Origin of the sequence: Streptomyces sp. NPDC050423, from assembly GCF_040655445.1 — a bacterium.
GTDB lineage: Bacteria > Actinomycetota > Actinomycetes > Streptomycetales > Streptomycetaceae > Streptomyces.
The window spans coordinates 22,825-41,861 of record NZ_JBFAJY010000044.1 but is presented as its reverse complement, the minus strand read 5'-3'; the positions used below and the strand labels follow the sequence as shown (position 1 = coordinate 41,861).

18 protein-coding genes are annotated in these 19,037 nt (G+C 73.2%); 9 read left to right on the top strand and 9 right to left on the bottom strand.

Translation table 11 applies throughout. The features are described from left to right. Window positions 1–4 precede the first annotated feature (4 nt). Window positions 5–3,298 carry an amino acid adenylation domain-containing protein gene (locus tag AB0I52_RS27560; RefSeq protein ID WP_363077019.1) on the top strand — a complete coding sequence of 1,098 codons (3,294 nt, stop codon included), beginning with the start codon at window positions 5–7 and terminating at the stop codon, window positions 3,296–3,298. Beyond that, complete coding sequence (locus AB0I52_RS27555; protein WP_363077017.1) at window positions 3,295–5,325, top strand: beta-ketoacyl synthase N-terminal-like domain-containing protein; 2,031 nt, start codon at window positions 3,295–3,297, stop codon at window positions 5,323–5,325. Before AB0I52_RS27560 ends, AB0I52_RS27555 begins: the two co-directional genes overlap by 4 nt. Before the next feature lie 88 nt (window positions 5,326–5,413). Here AB0I52_RS27555 and AB0I52_RS27550 read toward each other — a convergent pair whose 3' ends face one another. The 3 genes from AB0I52_RS27550 to AB0I52_RS27540 are packed head-to-tail and all read right to left on the bottom strand — an operon-like array spanning window position 5,414 to window position 6,960. Beyond that, window positions 5,414–6,166, bottom strand: coding sequence for an alpha/beta fold hydrolase (locus tag AB0I52_RS27550; RefSeq protein ID WP_363077015.1), 753 nt, complete (start codon window positions 6,164–6,166; stop codon window positions 5,414–5,416). Window positions 6,167–6,224: 58 nt separating this feature from the next. Next, window positions 6,225–6,713, bottom strand: coding sequence for a hypothetical protein (locus AB0I52_RS27545; RefSeq protein ID WP_363077013.1), 489 nt, complete (start codon window positions 6,711–6,713; stop codon window positions 6,225–6,227). Window positions 6,714–6,732: 19 nt separating this feature from the next. Then, window positions 6,733–6,960: a hypothetical protein gene (locus tag AB0I52_RS27540; protein ID WP_363077011.1), complete on the bottom strand. Its 228-nt coding sequence runs from the start codon at window positions 6,958–6,960 to the stop codon at window positions 6,733–6,735. Between the two features lie 126 nt (window positions 6,961–7,086). On the opposite strand from AB0I52_RS27540, the gene AB0I52_RS27535 reads away from it, so the two are divergent. Beyond that, entirely contained in the window at window positions 7,087–9,252 is a 2,166-nt protein-coding gene (locus AB0I52_RS27535) for a prolyl oligopeptidase family serine peptidase (RefSeq protein ID WP_363077009.1), read from the top strand. Between the two features lie 73 nt (window positions 9,253–9,325). Then, window positions 9,326–9,781: a Rieske (2Fe-2S) protein gene (locus AB0I52_RS27530; protein WP_363077007.1), complete on the top strand. Its 456-nt coding sequence runs from the start codon at window positions 9,326–9,328 to the stop codon at window positions 9,779–9,781. Here the strand turns inward: AB0I52_RS27530 and AB0I52_RS27525 are convergent. Further along, window positions 9,765–10,415, bottom strand: coding sequence for a cysteine hydrolase (locus tag AB0I52_RS27525; protein ID WP_363077005.1), 651 nt, complete (start codon window positions 10,413–10,415; stop codon window positions 9,765–9,767). The genes AB0I52_RS27530 and AB0I52_RS27525 overlap by 17 nt on opposite strands. A 112-nt stretch (window positions 10,416–10,527) precedes the next feature. Between AB0I52_RS27525 and AB0I52_RS27520 the strand changes: the two genes are divergently transcribed. Next, the gene (locus tag AB0I52_RS27520) at window positions 10,528–11,004 is read left to right on the top strand and encodes a pyridoxamine 5'-phosphate oxidase family protein (protein ID WP_363077003.1); all 477 of its coding nucleotides are present in this window, start codon (window positions 10,528–10,530) and stop codon (window positions 11,002–11,004) included. A gap of 72 nt (window positions 11,005–11,076) precedes the next feature. On the opposite strand, the gene AB0I52_RS27515 is transcribed toward AB0I52_RS27520, so the two are convergent. Then, complete coding sequence (locus AB0I52_RS27515) at window positions 11,077–11,997, bottom strand: LysR family transcriptional regulator (RefSeq protein WP_363077001.1); 921 nt, start codon at window positions 11,995–11,997, stop codon at window positions 11,077–11,079. A 74-nt stretch (window positions 11,998–12,071) separates the two neighbouring features. On the opposite strand from AB0I52_RS27515, the gene AB0I52_RS27510 reads away from it, so the two are divergent. Then, window positions 12,072–13,064, top strand: coding sequence for a DMT family transporter (locus AB0I52_RS27510; RefSeq protein ID WP_363076999.1), 993 nt, complete (start codon window positions 12,072–12,074; stop codon window positions 13,062–13,064). Here AB0I52_RS27510 and AB0I52_RS27505 read toward each other — a convergent pair. Continuing rightward, window positions 13,042–14,373: an aminotransferase class I/II-fold pyridoxal phosphate-dependent enzyme gene (locus AB0I52_RS27505; protein WP_363076997.1), complete on the bottom strand. Its 1,332-nt coding sequence runs from the start codon at window positions 14,371–14,373 to the stop codon at window positions 13,042–13,044. The genes AB0I52_RS27510 and AB0I52_RS27505 overlap by 23 nt on opposite strands. A 35-nt stretch (window positions 14,374–14,408) precedes the next feature. Between AB0I52_RS27505 and AB0I52_RS27500 the strand changes: the two genes are divergently transcribed. Then, window positions 14,409–15,104: a pyridoxamine 5'-phosphate oxidase family protein gene (locus AB0I52_RS27500; protein WP_363076995.1), complete on the top strand. Its 696-nt coding sequence runs from the start codon at window positions 14,409–14,411 to the stop codon at window positions 15,102–15,104. A gap of 57 nt (window positions 15,105–15,161) precedes the next feature. Here AB0I52_RS27500 and AB0I52_RS27495 read toward each other — a convergent pair whose 3' ends face one another. From AB0I52_RS27495 to AB0I52_RS27485, 3 genes are all read right to left on the bottom strand, one after another. Next, complete coding sequence (locus AB0I52_RS27495) at window positions 15,162–16,121, bottom strand: EamA family transporter (protein WP_363076993.1); 960 nt, start codon at window positions 16,119–16,121, stop codon at window positions 15,162–15,164. Between the two features lie 157 nt (window positions 16,122–16,278). Beyond that, window positions 16,279–17,283, bottom strand: coding sequence for an EamA family transporter (locus AB0I52_RS27490; RefSeq protein ID WP_363076991.1), 1,005 nt, complete (start codon window positions 17,281–17,283; stop codon window positions 16,279–16,281). A 255-nt stretch (window positions 17,284–17,538) separates the two neighbouring features. Then, window positions 17,539–18,081 carry a Clp protease N-terminal domain-containing protein gene (locus AB0I52_RS27485; RefSeq protein ID WP_363076989.1) on the bottom strand — a complete coding sequence of 181 codons (543 nt, stop codon included), beginning with the start codon at window positions 18,079–18,081 and terminating at the stop codon, window positions 17,539–17,541. Between the two features lie 243 nt (window positions 18,082–18,324). On the opposite strand from AB0I52_RS27485, the gene AB0I52_RS27480 reads away from it, so the two are divergent. Both AB0I52_RS27480 and AB0I52_RS27475 read left to right on the top strand, forming a co-directional pair. Beyond that, window positions 18,325–18,537 carry a hypothetical protein gene (locus AB0I52_RS27480; RefSeq protein WP_363076987.1) on the top strand — a complete coding sequence of 71 codons (213 nt, stop codon included), beginning with the start codon at window positions 18,325–18,327 and terminating at the stop codon, window positions 18,535–18,537. A gap of 61 nt (window positions 18,538–18,598) precedes the next feature. Next, window positions 18,599–19,030: an SRPBCC family protein gene (locus tag AB0I52_RS27475; protein WP_362961890.1), complete on the top strand. Its 432-nt coding sequence runs from the start codon at window positions 18,599–18,601 to the stop codon at window positions 19,028–19,030. Window positions 19,031–19,037: the final 7 nt, after the last annotated feature.

Below are 19,037 nucleotides of genomic sequence, written 5' to 3'. Positions count from 1 at the left end.
TCCCATGACCGTCGACACCGTCGATCTCATCGACCTCTACGCCGGGGAGGGCGGCGGGAACGAGGAGTACGAGTTCCCCGCCTCCGACGCCCAGAGCCGCCTGCTGGTCCTCGACCAGCTGAATCCGGGCACCGCCCAGTACAACGTGCCGGTCGCCTTCGCCGTGCACGGCCCCTTCGACACCATCGCGTTCGGCCGGGCGCTGGACACGCTCGTCGCCCGCCACGAGGCGCTGCGGACGGTCTTCAGGACCGCCGACGACGGCACCCCGGCGCAGCGCGTCTCGGCCGTCGGGCGGGTGCGGCCCGCGATCCACCGGGACGTGCCCGCGGACCGCGCGGACGCCCTGATCCGCGCCGAGGCCGCCCGCCCCTTCGACACCGCCCGGGGGCCGCTGCTGCGCTGCGCCGTGTACGCGGTGGACGACGGCAGCCACCGGGTGCTCCTCGTCGCCCATCACCTGGTCTGTGACGGCTGGTCGCTCGGCCTGATGCTGGAGGAGCTGTCCGAGGGATACCGGCACGAGACCCGGGGCTCGGCGTACCGGCCGGCCGAACTCCCGCTCCAGTTCCCCGACTACGCGGCCTGGCAGCGGGAGCGCACCGCCGACGGCGCGTTCGAGGCGTCCGTCGCGCACTGGGTGGAGCGGCTGCGCGGCGCGCCCGCCGCCGTGGAACTGCCGCTGGACCGCCCGCGCCCGCCGGTCCGCACGGCCTCGGGAGGCACTGAGCGCTTCCTGCTCGGCGCCGATGTCAGGGCACGGCTCGCCGAAGTGGCCGCGGTCCAGGGCGCCACCCCGTTCATGACGATGTTCGCGGCGTACACCGCGTTCCTCTCCCGTCTCTCGGGCGGCGAGGACCTGGTCGTCGGCTACCCGGCTTCGGGGCGCGAGCGGCCCGAACTCCAGGAGATGGTCGGGATGCTGACCAACACCCTGGCGCTGCGCGTGGACGTGTCCGGCGATCCGTCGCTCGACGAGCTCACCCGCCGCGTCCGGGCCTCCCTGCTGGCGGCCCAGCCGTATCAGGACGCACCGTTCGAGGCGGTGGTCGATACCCTCGCCCCGGTCCGTGAGACCAGCCACGACCCGGTGGTGCAGGTGGCGCTCAGCTACGAGGACGAGGCCGCGCCCGGTCTGCGGCTGACCGGTGCCGCGACCGAGCGGCTCGCCCTGACACTGGACACCGCCAAGTTCGACTTCCACCTGTTCGTGGAGCGGTGGGACGAGCTGCTGGCCGCCCAGTTCATCTACCGCAGCGACCTGTTCGACGCCGCGACGGTCCGCCGCTGGACGGAGAACTTCCGCACCCTGCTGGCCGGGCTCCTCGCGGACCCGTCCGCCCCGCTGTCCGCCGTGGAGTGGGTGGGGGCCGACGAGCGCCGCCGGACCCTCGACGGCGCCGACCGCCTCGCCGAGGCCGCGCCGCTGGACCGCCTGGTGCCGGACCTGATCGCCGACCGGGCGGCCGAACACCCCGACGCCACGGCCCTGGTCTGCGGCGAACTCCGCCTGAGCTACGCCGAACTGCTCGGCCGGGCGGACGCACTGGCCGCCCGGCTGCGCGCGGCCGGGGTGCGGCCCGGCTTCCGGGTCGGCCTGCTCCTGCCCCGCTCGGCCGACCAGGGCATCGCAGCCCTCGCCGTCCTGCGCGCGGGCGGCGCCTACGTACCGCTGGACCACGCACACCCGGAGGCCAGGCTCCGCCACATGCTGGAGAGTTCGGGCACGGGCCTCCTGCTGACCGCCCGGGACACCTCGGAGAAGGGGGCGTGCCTGGAGGTGCCGTGCATCCGGGTCGACCGCCCGGCCGTCACGGACCCCGTCCTGCCCGCGCCCGCCCCGGCCGCCGCGCCGATGCCCGGGGATCTCGCCTACGTCCTGTTCACCTCGGGCTCCACCGGCGTCCCCAAGGGCGTCGCCGTCGAGCACCGGGCGCTGGTCAACCTCACCCGGGCGGTCCGGCACTCCTTTCCGGTGAACGCCGACGACCGGGTGCTGCAGTTCGTCTCGTTCGGCTTCGACGTCGCCGTCTCCGACCTGTTCTTCCCCTGGGTGGCCGGAGCCGAGCTGCACATCCCGCGCGAGGACGAGCGGATCGGCGAAGCGCTGCTGGAGCGGCTGCGGGACTCCCGCATCACCTATGTGTTCCTGCCGCCGTCCGCCGCGATGCTGCTGCCCGACCTCGCCGGAAAGCTGCCGGACCTGCGGACCGTCGCGGTCGGCGGCGAGGCGTGCCCCGCCGAGCTGGTAGGACGGCTCAGCGCGCCCGGCCGCCGGATCGTGAACGCGTACGGACCCAGCGAGGTGACCGTCTACGCGACCACCGGGGACCTCACCCCCGGTGAGCCCGTGGCGCTCGGCGGCACCGTGCCCGGGGCCCGGGTCTACGTACTCGACGAGCGCCTCCGGCCGGTCCCCGCGGGGGTCGCCGGTGAGATCTACGTGGCCGGTGCCTCACTGGGGCGGGGCTACATCGGCCGGCCGGGCCTGACCGCAGAACGGTTCGTCGCCGACCCGCACGGCGCGCCCGGCGCCCGGATGTACCGCACCGGCGACCTCGGCCGGATCGACGCGCACGGCCTCATCCACTACCTCGGGCGCACCGACCTCCAGGTCAAGCTGCGCGGCGTGCGCATCGAACTGGGTGAGATCGAGACCCTGCTGGCCGGTGCGCCGGGGGTCGCGCTGGCGGCGGCCACCGTACGCGGCACGGGCACCGAGCAGCGGCTCGTGGCGTACGTGGTCGGCCGGGACGGGGAAGCGGCCCCGGACGCGGAGCTGCGCGCCCATCTCGCCCGGCGGCTGCCCGGGTCGATGGTGCCCGAGGTGTTCGTGCGGCTGGACGAGATGCCGGTCAGCAGCAACGGCAAGCTCGACCGGGCCCGGCTCCCGGAACCCGTCACCGTGCGGTGCCGGCCGGACGGCTCGGCCACCGTCGCGGGCACCGCGACCGAGCAGCTGGTGGCCGGTCTGTGGGCCCGTGTCCTCAACCTCGAACTGGTCGCCGTCACCGATCACTTCTTCGATCTGGGCGGCAATTCGATCCGGCTGCTCAGCGTCCTGTCCGCCCTGCGCGAGCTGGGGACGTACGGAGATCTCAGCCTCGTCGACCTGTTCCGTCACCCCACCGTCACCGCCCTCGCCGCCCACCTCGACCGGTCGGCCCCCGGGCCCGCCGCCGGGGCCCCCGCCACCGGCCCCACCGCCGGGACGGCCGCCGCCCGCGGCGGTGACCGGCACGCACGACGCACCGCCGCCGCCCGACGCCTCAGCTACCGGAAAGGCTCCACACGATGACCGAGAACGCAAGCGCCGCCGAGCCCCTCGCAGCCGACTCCGCGATCGCGGTCGTCGGAATGAGCGGCCGCTTCCCCGGCGCCCCCGACCTGGACACCTACTGGCGCAACCTGCTCGGCGGGCTCTGCTCGGTGACCGATTTCACCGAGGAGGAGCTGATCGCCGACGGCGCCGACCCGCGGGAGGTCCGGGGCCGCGACTACATACCGGCCAAGGGCCATCTCGCGGACGCGGACCGCTTCGACGCGGAGCTGTTCGGCTTCAACCGCACCGAGGCGGCGGCCCTCGACCCCCAGCACCGGCTGCTCCTGGAGACGGCCTGGTCCGCGCTGGAGGACGCGGGCCGCAACCCGCTGGGCGGGTCCGCGCGCACCGGCGTGTACGTCGGCGGCGGCTCCACCGAGCACATGCTCGCGGCGCAGACCGACCCGAAGCTCGCCGCGTCCATCGGGGCACTCCAGGTGCGCATCCTCACCGACCGCGAGTTCCTGGCCCCGTGGGTCTCCTACCGGCTGGGCCTGGAGGGGCCGAGCCTGACGGTGCAGACGGCCTGCTCGACCTCGCTGACGGCGGTTCACCTCGCGGTGCAGTCGCTGCTGCTCGGCGAGTGCGACACCGCGCTGGCCGGCGGTGTCGCCGTGGACACGGTGCACAAGCGGGGCTACGTCCACCACCAGGGCGGCATCTTCTCCCCGGACGGGCGCTGCCGGCCCTTCGACGAGCGGGCCGGCGGCACCGTGCCCGGCAACGGGGTGGGTGTGGTCGTGCTGCGCCGGCTGTCCGACGCGCTCGCCGACAACGACCCGGTCAGGGCGGTCATCCGGGGCAGTGCCGTCACCAACGACGGCGCCACCAAGGTCGGGTTCACCGCGCCCGGCGTCGACCAGCAGACCGCCGCGATCGTGGAGGCCTGGGCAGCGGGCGGTCTCGACCCGGCCGACGCCCAGTATCTGGAGGCGCACGGCACGGCCACCGCGCTCGGTGACCGCATCGAGGCGGCTGCGGCGACCGCCGCGTTCAAGGGCGCGCTCGGCACCGGGCGGATCGGGATCGGCTCGGTGAAGTCGAACATCGGTCACCTGGACGCGGCGGCGGGCGTGGCCGCGCTGATCAAGTCGGTGCTCATGCTGGAGCACGCCACGCTGGTGCCGAACGCCGACGCCGGCCGCCCGCACCCCGAACTCGGCTTCGACGACTCGCCGTTCCACCTGATCGAGCGGGCGGCGTCCTGGCCGGAGCCCGAACTCGGTCCCCGGCGGGCCGGGGTGAGTTCGGTCGGCATCGGCGGCACGAACGTGCACGTGGCCCTGGAGCAGGCTCCCCCGCGCGACGGTGCCGGGGCGCCGGACGGCCCGGAGGTGCTGCTGCTGTCCGCCCGCACCCGGGAGGATCTCGACGCGCTGGCCGGCCGGCTGGCCGCGGCGCTGCGGGCGCCGGACACCCCGTCCCTCGCCGACGCCGCGTACACCCTGCGCGTGGGCCGTGCCCCGATGGCCGTGCGCGGCTACGTGCGGGCCGGGGACCGTGCGGAGGCGGCGGAACTGCTGGCCGGACTGGGGTCCGGCGGTGCGGTGAGCCCCGGTGGGCCCGACCCGCTGGGCGAGGCCTGGCTGGCGGGCGAGTCCGTGCCGCCGGCGGACGGTGGCCGGCGGACCGCTCTGCCGTCCTATCCCTTCGCCGGGACGGGCCACGGCGCGTACCGCCTCTTCCCGGTCGCGCCGGGCGGGGAGCAGCCGGAGCAGGAGGGCCGCTCGGCGGACCTGGAGCAGGACATCCGCGCGCTGCTCGCCGAGGCCCTGGGGCTGACGGACGCCGACGACCCGGAGATGACGTACTTCGCGGCCGGCGGCGACTCCCTGACCGCCGTCCACCTGGTCGGCTGCCTGCGGGACGACTTCGACCTCGACGTCCCCATCACGCTGTTCCTGGAACAGCTGACGCTGCACGAGATGGCCCGGCAGATCATCGCGGTCCGGGACGGTGACGATTGCCTCGACGCCCTGCTCGCGGAGTTCGAGGCGGAGTGAGTGACCGCGTACTGCACAACAGGGCTTGGGCCCCGACCCGGAAGGGGTCGGGGCCCAAGCCCTGTTGTGCAGTACGCGGTGTGCGGTGTCAGCCGGTGGCACGGACCGCCCGGCCGGGCACGTTCGCGGCGACGAGTTCCGCCACCCGGCCCAGGTGGTCACCGAGGAAGAAGTGACCGCCGGACAGCACGTACCGCTCGAAGGGGCCCTCGGTCTCCTGCTCCCAGGCCTGCACGGCTTCGACGGAGACCCGGGGGTCCCTGTCACCGGTCAGCGCGACGACCGGGCAGCGCAGCGGCGGCCCGGGGACATGGGTGCGGGCGAAGAGCATGGCGTAGTCGGCGCGCAGCGGTGGCAGTGCGAGCTGGAGGATGTCGGGATCGGTCAGCAGCTCCTCGTCCGTACCGGACAGCAGCCGCATCTCCCCGATCAGGTCCTCGTCGCTCGCGGGGGCGGGCAGCCTCGCCCGTCGCGGCAGTGACGGGGCTTCGCTCCCCGAGACGAACAGCGCCGCGGGCGCCCGCCCTTCGGCCGCGAGCCGCCGCGCGGTCTCGAACGCCAGGAGAGCGCCCATGCTGTGGCCGAACAGCATGAGCGGCCGGCCTCCGCCCGCGGGGAGCGAGGCCAGCACCGCGTCCACGACATCGCCGAACCGTTCGGCGAACGGTTCGGCGATGCGGTCGTGCCTCCCGGGGTACTGCACGACCAGTGTCTCCGCCGTCCCCGCGACCGCGGTCGACAGCGGATAGTAGCCACTGGCCGAACCACCCGCGTGCGGGAAGCACAGCAGTTGGGCTCCGGCGTCGGGGGCCGGGCGGAAACACCGTATCCAGTTGTTCACGACATCCCTTCTCTCGTGCTCGGTCCGGTCGGTGACCGGCCCCGTGAACGATCCCCGCTCATGGAGCGGCGGCGATCCAGTCCTCCAATTGTTCACGGGTGGTGGCCGGGTCCGCGACAAGAACGGCGAGTTCGTTGTCGCGGGGTTCCAGCGTCGTGAGGGCGGGGCAGCGGTGGCAGGCCTCGACGCCGGCCTGGTTCCACCACTTGCAGTGCGGGCGGAGGTGGCACCGCGGCACGGCGACCGGTCCGGTCTCGGCCGGTACGGTCTTGATGCGTTCGATCAGCCCGCAGGCCTCACCGACCCGGTTCGCGCAGTCCGACACGCAGTGCGAGGCGAACCGGAGCACCCGGTTGGGGGAGATCCCCTCCGGGATCGCGCCGAGAACATCGGCGGCGGGTACGGGTTCGGCCAGGTAGACGACCTGGTCGCGATCCCCGGACCGAACGCCGAGGACAACGGACTCCGGGCGGCTCGCATCGCCGCTCGGACACCATCTGAGAGGACTCTCCTGCCCGTCCTGGGCAAGGTCCGCAGTGCTGTCCACGGTGCTCACCTCCTATTCGTCAGCAGGAACGCGTGGAAGCCGAGGTGAGCACCAGACCGCCGATGACCCCGCCGTTCACGGCGCCGTTCTCCTGTTCGGCGGCCACCGCCTGAGCGATGCTCTTGGCGAGCTGCTCCTGGCTGGTGATCCGGTCCGGACGCTCGGCGGCGTTGGCGGTACCGCTCACCGTGACGAGACCGGCGACGAGAGCTGCTGCAGCGGCTGCGGTACGAATGCTGTTGTTCATCCCTGTCCTCCAAGAAGTCGGTTATCTCTTACAGGAGTTGACGGTAGGTTCCGTGTCCGGCCGCGATCGGCAGTTACGGCGGCATCTTCGGCGGCCGGAAGGATTTCGACCTGTCAGGGTGTCGCCATGATTCCTCCTTCCGGCACACCGGCCGATGCCCTGGCGACCGCGACCGAGCGGTTCCCTGTCCAGTTCGCCCGTACCCGGCGCTTCTCGCTCGGGGTGCCCCGGCACTTCACCGTCTCGCCGGACGGGGAGCGGGTCCTGTTCGTGCGCGGCACGTCGGGTACCGACCCGGTGAGCAGGCTGTGGCTGTACGAGAACGGCGCGGAGCGGATGCTCGCCGACCCCCTCGCGCCCGGCCTCACGGACGAGGGCGCGGGCGAGATGCCGCCGGCGGAGCGGGCGCGGCGGGAACGGGCCCGGGAGACCTCCTCGGGCGTGGTCTCCTACGCGACGGACGGGGCGGCACGGCTGGTGGCCTTCGCCCTTCGGGGCACGCTCTGGGTGGTGCGCACCGATGGCGGGGCGCCGCGCCGGATCGCCACGGCGGGACCGGTCGTGGACCCGCGCCCCTCGCCCGACGGTTCCCTGATCGCGTACGTGTCCGGCGGCGCGCTGCACACCGTGCGGGCGGACGGGACGGCCGGCCGCGTGCTCGCCGGACCGGACGGCGAGCAGGTGACGTACGGGCTGTCCGACTATGTGTCGCAGGAGTCGATCGGGCGCTCGCGCGGCTACTGGTGGTCGCCGGACGGCGATGCCCTGCTGGTGGCCCGGGTGGACACCGCCGGGGTCCGGCGCCGGTACATCAGTGATCCGGCGGACCCGGAGCGGCCGCCGCGCGTGGTGCCGTACCCGGCCGCCGGTACCCCGAACGCGAAGGTGTCACTGCATCTGGTCCGGGTGTCCGGGGAACGGACCGATGTGCGGCTGCCCGAGGCCGCCGGCGAGGACCACCCGGAAGGCGCCTGGACGGACCGGGCCTTCGAGTACGTCGTGTCGGCGGGCTGGGACGACCGGGGTCCGCTGGTCTCCGTGCAGACGCGTGACCAGCGGTCCGTCCACGTCCTGGAGGTGGACGAGCGCTCGGGCGCGACCCGGACGGTGAGCCGGGCCCACGACCCCGCCTGGGTGGCGCTGCGGCCGGGCACCCCGCTGCGTCTCGCCTCGGGCGCGCTCACCGTCACCGCCCGTCCGGGCGGCGACACCCAGGGACTGGCCATCGGCGGCACCCCGACTCCGCCGGGCCTGGAGGTCCGCGAGGTGGTCGGTGCGGCGGGCGGACGGGTGTACTTCACCGCGGGCGAGGAGCCGACCGAGACGCACGTCTGGTCGTGCGCGACCGACACGCCCGACGAGGGATTCGTACGGGTCAGCGGCGCACCCGGGGTGCACACGGCGTCGGTCGGCGGGCCGACGGTTGTGCTCGAGAGCCGGACTCCGGACGGCCACGGCGTGACGGTGCTGCGGGCCGGCGTTCAGGTGGGCCGGATCGCGGTCCTGGCGGAGGAACCGCTCGTCACCCCGCGGCCGCTGGCCCTGAGTCTCGGCGAGCGGGAACTGCGAAGCAGGCTCTACCTGCCGTCGTGGCACCGGCCGGGCGACGGCCGGCTGCCGGTGCTGCTCAGCCCCTACGCGGGTCACGGCATGCAGGTCGTCCTGAAGGTGCGTACCTGGTGGGTCGCGGTCGCCCAGTGGTTCGCCGAGCAGGGCTTCGCGGTCCTGGTGACCGACGGGCGGGGCACGCCGGGGCGCGGCGAGGCCTGGGAGAAGTCGGTGCGCGGCGACCGTCTCACCGTGGTGCTGGAGGACCAGATCGACGCGTTGCGCGCGGCGGCCGCGCGCCACCCGGAGCTGGACCTGACGCGGGTGGCGATGCGTGGCTGGTCGTTCAGCGGCTATCTGGCGGCGGCCGCCGTGCTGCGTCATCCGGAGGTCTTCCACGCCGCGGTCGCGGGTGCGGCGTCGGTCGACCGGCGGCTCTACGACACCCATTGGGAGGAACGGTTCCTGGGCCACCCGGATGTGTTCGCGCGGGACTACACCCGCAATTCCCTCCTGGACGAGGCCGGGGCCCTGACCCGGCCGCTCATGCTGGTGCACGGTCTTGCCGATGACAATGTGGCCGTGGGTCACACGCTGCGGTTCTCCGCAGCGCTGCTGGCCGCCGGCCGGCCGCATACGGTGCTGCCGCTGTCGGGCGCCGGCCATCTGGTCAGCCGGGAGGAGACGGCGAGCAACCTGTTGCTGCTGGAGCGGGATTTCCTGAGGAAGTCCCTGGGGCTTTGAACACGGGGTGCAGGCTGCGCGTGCCCCTGGACGAAGCCTCGGAGCCGAGTACACCGTGGAAGGGAAAGCCAGCATGAGCACATCGCAGGACCACGAGGGCCGTCCCGGACGCCGGACCGTCGTCACAGCGGCCGGCGCCGTCTCCGTGGCTGCCGTACTCACCGCGTGCGGCGGCTCGAAGGAGGCTGCCGGTTCCGGTGCCGTCGAGCCGTCCGGTGAGAGCGGGGCCGGCGGCGGAGGTGCCGTCCTCGCGAAGACCGCGGACATCCCGGAGGGCGGCGGCAAGATCTTCAAGGAGCAGGGGGTCGTGGTGACGCAGCCCGCGGCCGGAGAGTTCAAGGCGTTCTCGTCGAAGTGCACCCACATGGGCTGCGCGGTGTCGAGCGTCGCGGGCGGCACCATCAACTGCCCCTGCCACGGCAGCAAGTTCGACGTGGCGACGGGGAGTGTGAAGGCAGGCCCCGCCACCGAGCCGCTGCCGGCCGCCCCGATCGAGGTCCAGGGCGACGAGATCAGCCTCGCGTCGTAGGGCCGCGGCCCAGCCAGCAGCCGAGCACGTCGTCCGTGGTGGCGACGGTGGCGACCAGGGCGAGGGTGTTGCGGATCATCGCGGGGGTGTAGTCGGCGGGCACCCCCGCGATGGCGTCGGACGGCACCACCGCCGTGTAGCCGAGGTTCACGGCGTCGAACACCGCGTTGGGGATGGCCACGTTGGCCGACACCCCGGTGACGACGAGCGTGCGGCAGCCGAGGTTGCGGAGCAGCGCGTCCACGTCCGTGCCTGCGATGGGCGAGAGCCCGTGGAGTCTGCGGACGACGAGGTCCTCGTCCGCCACCTCGATCGGTTCGGCGATCCGTACCGCCGTGGTGCCGGAGTGCTGCTGCACGGGCAGCCGGCCGGCGGCGCGGAAGAGCCGGGCGTTGTGGTTGGCACCGCGGCCGTCGGGGCGGCGTTCGGCCACGGCGTGCAGTACCTGGACACCGCTCTCGTGTGCGGCGGCGACCAGCCGGGCCACGTTGTGCAGCGCCCCCGAGGAGCTGGCCTCCTTGGCGAGTTCGGGCAGTGCGCTGTCCGGCCCCACCACACCCTGTTGGCACTCCACGGTCAGCAGGACGGTGGAGGCCGGATCGATCTGCTCGGCGAGCTTTTCCCTGGACGGCACGGCTGCCCCTCTCGGCGACGGAACGGGCGCGCGAGGCTAACCTCCATTGCGCGATGAGGGAAGAGGCTCCATGATTCCTGACACATAGTCAGCTAACAGGAGGGGGCTTCCCATGGCCGTCATTCAGCGACGGGGCCGCCGGATCATGATGACGGACGAGGAACGCGACACCTACCTCGCCGAACAGCGCACCTGCCGGGTCGCCACCGTCGGCCCGGACGGCCGCCCGCACGTCGGGGCGCTCTGGTTCTGCTGGGACGGCACCTCGCTGTGGCTCTACTCGATCACCCGGAGCCTGCGCTGGTCGCAGCTCGGCCACGACCCGAAGATCGCCGTGGTCATCGACGACGGGGTGGAGTACGGGGAGCTGCGCGGCATCGAGCTCTGCGGCGACGCGGTGTTCGTCGGCGAGGCCCCGCGCACCGGCGAAGCCTGCCCGGAACTCGCCGTGCCCGAACGGTTGTTCGCGGCGAAGTACTTCGGCATGGAGGTGATGCCGCACGACGGCCGGCACGCGTGGCTGCGGCTCACCCCGCAGGCCGTCACGTCCTGGGACTTCGGCAAACTCACCGGTCCGCCCGGCGCCTGACAGCCCACCGGGACCACCGGAGCCGGGTGCGGCGGCAAGCGGCGGGGGCAGCGCACCGTCCCCGCCGTGGCCCTACCTGCCCTCCAGCGGCTCGTCCAGCTCCCGGCCCGCCGCCCGCAGCGCCGCGACCGCCGCCCTGATCGACGGCCGACGGTCCGCGTCCGCCCGCCAGACGGCATGGACGTGGCGCCGCATCCGCTGCCGTACGGGCACCAGCCGCACCCCGTCCGGAACGGGTCCGCGCCCCAGCCTGGGTGCCACACACACCCCCATTCCGGCTGCGATCAGGGCGAGTTGGGTGTGATGCTCGCCTGCGAGGTGGGCGATGCGCGGTTCGATGCCCTTGGATCGGAGGGTGAACATCAGCCACTCGTAACAGAACTCACCCTCGGGCCAGGACACCCAGTCGTCGTCGGCGAAGTCCTCCAGATCCACTTCGGACCGGTCCGCGAGCGGATGCCCGGCCGGCATCGCGATGTCCGGGACGTCGTCGAGCAGCTGCGCCGTGGCCAGACCGCCCGGTACCGGCAGCCGCTTGTTGCTCCAGTCCAGCACCACCGCGAGGTCGATGTCGCCCCTGAACACCGCGCTGATTCCGGCCTCGGGCTCCAGCTCGCTGGTACGCACCCGGAGTTCGGGGTGATCCGCGCGCAGGGCGAGCAGGGCGGACGGGAAGAGACCGCGCGCCGCGGTGGGGAACGCGCCCAGCCGGATCTCGCCCACCACCTCGCCCCGCTGCGCCTCGATGTCGGACTGGGCGAGCTCCACCTGGGAGAGAATCCGGGCCGCGTGATCGGCCAGCAACCGCCCCGCGTCGGTGAGCCGGACCCCCCGGCCGTTCCTGGCGAGCAGCTGCTGCCCCACCTCGCGCTCCAGCTTGGCCAGCTGCTGCGAGACGGCCGACGTCGTGACGTGCAGTCCCTCGGCGGCGCCACTGACCGAACCGAGCCGGGCGAGGGCATCCAGGGTGCGCAGGCGCTCCAGATTCAACATGTAAGCAATGCTACGTCGATGGCCACACAAACTCTCACTTGTGCTACGAGATCGAATTCGTCATCGTGGAGCCCATGAGCGCACCGCCCGCACCGATCCCCTCCCCCGCCGGCCCGGCCCGCCTTCAGGCTCCGGACTGGCGGCTGCGCTTCGCGGCGCTCTCACTCATCTGGGGATTCAGCTTTCTCCTGATCAAGGTCGGCACCGACGGGTACGCACCGTTCCAGGTCACCCTCGGGCGGCTGCTGTCGGGCACGGCGGTGCTGGCCGTGGCCATGGTGGTGAAGCGGGAGCGGCTGCCGCGCACCGCCCGCACCTGGGGCCATCTGGCCGTCGCCGCCTTCTTCCTCAACGCGCTGCCGTTCTCGCTCTTCGCGTACGCCGAACTGACCATCCCCTCGACGCTGGCCGGCATCTGCAACGCGACCTCACCGCTGTGGGGCATGGCGCTGTCGCTGGTCGCGCTCTCGGAGGACCGGCCGACCCGGCGGCGGGTGGCCGGCCTCGGGCTCGGCTTCCTCGGGGTGCTGACCGTGCTGGGTGCCTGGCAGGGCTTCTCCGGCCTGGACCTCACCGGGACGGCGATGGCGCTGCTGGCCTCCCTCAGCTATCCGGTCGGCTGGATCTACGTCCGCCGGACGCTGGCGGGCAGCGGTTCGTCGGCGCTCGCGCTCACGGGCAGTCAGCTCTTCCTGGGCACCGTGCAACTCGCCGTGGTGACTCCGTTGTTCACCTCGGCCCCGGCAGGGTTCCCGCTGCTGCCCACCCTGGCCGTGGTCGCCCTGGGGGCCCTCGGCACGGGACTCGCGGTGCTCCTGCAGTACGGGCTGGTCACCGAGGTCGGCCCGACGACCGCGCAGATGGTCACCTATTTCATCCCGGTGATCGCCACCGTCGCCGGAGTCACCGTGCTCGGCGAACAGCTGAACTGGAACACCCCGGTCGGTGCCCTCGTGGTCCTGGCGGGGGCCGCGCTGACCCAGAGCAGGCCCCGGGCCCCCAGGCCGGCCACCCCGCCGGAACCCACCCCTGCCCGGCGGCGGCTCAGCCGTAGCTCAGGGGCTTGACGGGCCCCGCCGCTGCCGCCACCGCGTCCGCCAGCGGCTCGATGTCCGCGTCGCCGAGCGGCGACACGGTGATCCGGATCCCCTGCGGCGCGGACATCCGGAAGCGGGCTCCGGGCGCCACCGCCCAGCCCGTGTGCAGCAGCCGCGTCACGACCCCGGTCTCGTCGCTCACGGGGACCCACACGTTCATACCGCTGCGGCCGTGCGCCTCGACACCCCTGGCCTCCAGCGCCCGCACCAGGGCGTCGCGGCGACGCGCGTACGACCGGGCCACCGCCCGTGAATCCACGGCGCCCGTGGACCACAGGTGCACCATCGCCCGTTGCAGCAGCCTGCTGACCCAGCCGGGCCCCAGCTGCTGCCGCCCCGACACCCGGTCGGCCGTGACCGCGTCGCCCGTCAGCACGGCGACCCGCAGATCCGGCCCGTACGCCTTGGCCACCGACCGCACGAACGCCCAGCGGTCCGTGGCACCCGCCAGGGGGTGCAGCGGCAGGTCGACGATGGCGTGCCCGTGGTCGTCCTCGATCAGCAGCACGCCCCGGTGGCCGGCGAGAACCGCCCGCAGTTCGGCCGCACGGGCGGCGCCGATCGCGGCTCCGGTCGGATTCTGTGCCCGGCCGGTGACGACGACCGCGCGGGCGCCGGCCCTCAGTGCCGCTTCGAGGGCGTCGGGCAGCGGTCCGTCGTCGTCGAGTGCGACGGGGACGGGACGCATTCCCAGCGCCGGCACGAGGTCCAGCAGGCTGCCCCAGCCCGGGTCCTCGACGGCGACCGCGTCACCGGGTCTGAGGTGGGCGTTCAGCACCCGTTCGATCGCGTCGAGCGATCCCGAGGTGGCGATGACCGGTCCGGCCGGAACACCGTCGGCATCGAACCCGCTTCGCGCGAGCGCGGCGAACTCCGGGTCCACGGGCGGCTGCGCGTACATCCCGGGCGCCCGCGCGTACGCCTCGGTGACCGCGGCGAACGCCTCGCCCAGGGCAGGCAGCAGCGCCGGGTCCGGGTTCCCCTTCCCGAGGTCCCGCACTCCGGGCGGCGCCTCGATCCGCAGCGAGCCGCGTGCGGTGCTCGCGGGGCGCGGCCGGATCCGGCTGCCCTTGCGCCCGGCCGTCTCGATCACTCCGCGCTCGCGCAGGGTGCGGTAGGCGGCCGCCACCGTATTGGGATTCACCTCCAGCCGGGCAGCCAACTCCCGCATGGGTGGCAGCACTTCACCGGGGGCCAGCTCCCCCGAGCCGACCGCCTGCTCCACGCTGGCGGCAATTTCCGATGCACGCCGTCCGGTGATCCGATACTCTCCTAGCACAAACAAGAGTATGCACTAGTGCAAGGGAGGGCGCAATGCCGGACACCCAACCGCCGCGGACCACGGGCCCGGACGCCGCAGCCGCTTTCGAACCGACCGCACGGACGGTCCCGACCCGCTCCCGCGAACGGGCCGGGTACGACCGCGAGCAGATCCATTCGATACTCGACGAGGCCTACGTCTGTCATCTCGGCTTCGTGCGCGACGGAGCCCCCGTCGTCCTGCCGACGCTCTTCGGCCGGGTCGGCGAGCGTCTCTACGTACACGGCTCCACCGGCTCCCGCCCGCTGCGGACGGCGGGCGCGAGCTCCGACGGCCTCGCCGTGTGCCTGACGGTGACGCATGTGGACGGGCTGGTCCTGGCCCGCTCCGCCTTCCACCACTCGCTCAACTACCGCTCCGTGGTGGTCCATGGCGTCGCCCACGCGGTGACCGACCCCGAGGAGCGGCGCACCGCGCTCGACGCGATCGTGGAGCAGGTGGTTCCGGGGCGCTCGCGGGACTCACGGCCGGCCGACGAGAAGGAGCTGGCGGCCACCGCCGTGCTCCGGCTGGATCTGCGGGAGGTGTCCGCCAAGGTCCGCACCGGCGGCCCGAACGACGACCCCGAGGATCTCGGACTGCCTCACTGGACAGGCGTCGTCCCGCTGACACACGGCTTCGCCGCGCCCGTCCCCGCGGCCGACCTCGATCCCGCCATCGGGGTTCCGGACTACCTGAAGGCGCTCTGAACCACCCCGGGGCGGCGGGCCGTCGGCGAAGAAGGGGAGCCGCCCGCCACCCGCCGGTCAGGCGTGGGCGGCCGCCTCGCGCCGGGCGTTCGCGGCGCCGCGGGTCTCGGCCACCGCCAGCCCGGCCACCGCGGTGAGCAGCAGCAGGGTCCCGGCGACGGTGGCCGCGGTGAGTTCCTCGCCGAGCACCACGACGGCGATGACCGCCGCGCTCACCGGTTCGAGGAGCATGATCACCGAGACGGTGGCGGCGCGCACCGTCGCGGCCCCCGCGAAGTAGAGCGCGTAGGCGAGTGCGGTCGGGATCGCGGCCACGTACACGATCAGGGTCACCACCTGTGCCGTGTGCGCGGTCTGCGGCACGATGCCCTCACCGGCCGCCATCGGCAGCAGCAGGACCGCCGCGACGGCGAACGCCCAGGCGCTGGTGGCGAGCGCGTCCGCACCGCCCCCGTCACGGCCGAGCCAACGGGTCAGCAGGGTCATCGCGGCGTAGCCGGCCGCGGCGAGCAGCGCCAGCGCGATTCCGGCGGGCCGCACCGTCCCCGCGTCGCCGCCGAGCACCAGTACGGCGAGCCCGGTCAGCGCGCCCGCCACCGCGGCGATCCCGCCACCGCCCAGCCGCTCGCCCATGGTCAGCCGGGCGCCGACGGCGATGAGGACGGGGCCCGCCCCGAGTGTGACGACGGTCCCGACCGCGAGGCCGGTGACCTGGACCGCGGCGAAGTACGCGGTCTGGAAGACGGCGAGCCCCACGCCGGTGCCGACGATGCGCAGCAGCCGGCGACGACGGGGTTCGGCAGCGGCCGCCGCCCGCGCGGGCCGCAGCGCCAGCGCGGCGAGCAGGAGGACGAGGCCGCCCGCGCAGCGCCAGAACGACAGCGCGAGGGGGCCGAGATCACTGGCCTCGAAGATCAGCGAGGCGGCGGCACCGGCCGTGCCCCAGGCGACTCCGGCGATGATCAGATAGCAGAGACTCCGCCCGGTGGACAGGCCGGAAGCATGAATCGACGACACGTGTACTTCTCCAAGGAAGACGGGAGGTGGCCGCTCGGCTCCGCACGCGGGCAGCGACGAACCGCTCGGGGACCGCCCGAGTCCGGTCTTCGTCGGATGTGGCCGCCCGCGCTAAGCGGCGGGAGGCGGAAGCACGGTCGAATGCATGATCGCGACCCTACGTGGCGGCGCGGCCGGCGGACAACTCCCCCTCGGCCCCGGCCTGCTCACCGCCCGGTCCTGAGGCTATGGGCCCGGAGGGCGCCTTCGGTGTCGAGGACTGCGCGATGAAGGCGCCGAACAGCACCAGCGAACCGCCGATGAGCTGAGGGGCGGCCAGATGCTCCCCGAGGAGCACCCAGGCGAGCACGGTCGCGATGACCGCTTCCAGGCAGGCGACGACACCCGCGACGGCCGGGGACAGCAGCCGTACCGAGATCACGCCGGTGACGTACGCGATCACGGTGGCGAGCAGCACGATCCAGACGAGCAGCAGCCAGGCGGGCACATCCGTGCCGTTCATGGCGGTGCTGCCGCCGAGCAGGGACCAGTCCATGCCCCATGGCCGGGACACCACGGTGAGAACGGCGGCGCCGATCAGCAGCCCGTAGGCGATGACCCCGACCGGGTGCGGAGGTTCGACGCCCGCCGCCGCCTCGCCGCTGCCCTGGGCGGAGAGGACGAAGTAGCCGACCTGGCAGCAGGCGGCGCCGAGTGCGAGCAGCAGCCCGACGAGGTCGAAGCTCAGCCCGGACCACACCTCGACCACACACGCCAGACCCCCCACAGCCAGGACCACGCCGACGGCGGCCGCCCGGGTCACCGGGCGGCGCTGGACGAAGCGCACCCAGCCCAGGACGAGCGCCGGCGCGAGGTATTCGACCAGCAGCGCGACACCGACCGGGATACGGGAGATCGCCGCGAAGTAACAGGCCTGGACGCCCGCGACGGCGAGCAGGCCGAATCCCAGCAGCAGAACGGGCCGGCTGCGCACCAGAGCGCGGTGGCGCCAGGCCACGGGCAACATGACGAGCGCGGCGCCCGCCACCCGGAGCCACACCACGTGGAGTGGGTCGAGTCCCGCCTCGATCAGCGGCTTGGCCGCCACCCCGGAACCGCCGAATGCGAAGGCCGAGGCGAGGGCGAGTCCCAGGCCGGCGCTTCTCCCCTGAGACGCGTGCATCGGCACATCATGACAGCTGCCGTCAGGAGCGTCACCCCAGTGACACCTGACGCGCGTAACACTCCGATGTCACTGTCACCCCTGACAGGTACGGCCCGGTGGCGCACGGCCCCGGCCGGTTCCACCACGACGACGCGCTCGGCCACCTGCTCGGGATCGACGCCCTGCGGGGTGCCCCCGCCGACCGCATCAGCGCCCCACTCCGTCCGTCCGGCCGTCGCCGCTCTCGCTCGGCCGCCGGGCCGAACCCCGCGGTCATCCCTGGTCGGAGGCCTCGACGATCCGGTCCGCGAGAAGCGCCGGGTCGACGCCCGCCCGTGCCAGCACTTCGACAGCCCTGCACTGCCGGTCCGCGGCCAGCGCGGCGAGCAGATCCAGCCCGCCGGCCCGCCCCTGGTCGCGGAGTCCCGCGCGCCGGTGCGCGTCCTCCATCGCGGAGGCCGCGGAGGGCGACCAGCCCTCCACTCCCGTGTCCGGCGCGTCCGGCACCACCTCAATGGCCCCGGAGTCCTCGATCGCGCCCTGCCAGCGCAGCCCGTAGCCGATACTGCGCTGGACGAGGTAGCCGAGCACCCTGGCCAGCTGCGGTCCGCCGTCGAAGGCGGTGCGGACCTCGGGGTCCGACTCGATCAGGGAGTGCAGCAGATGGGCCGTGTCGATCTGCTGGTCGCCGTCGCGGAGGGCGCGGCGGCGCGCACCCGTCACCACGGCGGCCAGTTCCACGGTGAGCTCGGCCTCGGTCTCGGCACGGTGGTTCGATGCGGGTTGCTGAGGAATCCGCGGTGTCCGGTTCTGCACACTCCCACCTCATCAGCCCGGACGGGCCGGAACGTCCCCGGAGAGGCCCATTGACGCATCCCACCCGAGTTGGGCACAGAAGCGCGACCCCTCCTCCTTACGGATGAGATCACGCCGTTCTGGGATCCGATTCCGGGAAACGGCGCGCGCCGCCTTGCCATGCCCTCCCGGAGCAACCGGAAGCCTCCTCGTACACGTCCCACAGCCCGGAGCACTGTTGCGGCGGCGGGAGGGGTGCCGGAGGTGAGCTGGCTGGTCGCCCTGCCCGCACTCGACGGGCGCGATTACGTCTACCGGGTCCACGCGCCCCGGGACGCGCTGCCCGCGGACCTCTTCTGGGCGGCGTTCCACTGCCACGACGACGGGCCGCACCCGCGCGCCTCCGACCGCTTCGACTCGGCACGGATCTGGCGGACCGGAACGGATCCAGCAGACCTGACAGTTCATCAGTATTGAATGTTCGGGCCACTGCGGCTACGTTCCGCGACACCGTAACCCGTCGAGAAGGGGTGGTCGCATGGCCGAAGTCAGTGCAGAGGCGCGCATCGAGGCACCGGCCGAGAAGGTCTGGGCCCAGCTGACCGACTTCAGCACGTACGGGGAGTGGAACGCCACCCACACCAGCTTCCCCAAGGGCGGGCCGGCCGCACTGGAACTCGCGGGCACCTATGAGGAGAACATGAAGCTCATGGGGTTCCCGGCCGAGGTGACCTGGACGGTCGCCGAGCTGGAGGACGGCCGCCTGCTGACGACCACCGGGAAGGGCCCGATGGGCGTCAATCTGAAGATGCGCTACGCGCTGACACCGGACGGGGACGCCACGACGGTCCGCATCGACGGCGAGTTCACGGGGGCGGCGGTCTCCTTGATGGCCGGCAAACTCAAGGATTCGGCCACCGCCGCCCTCATCGAGTCACTGCGCAAGCTGGACGGACTCATCGTCGCCTGACACCCGG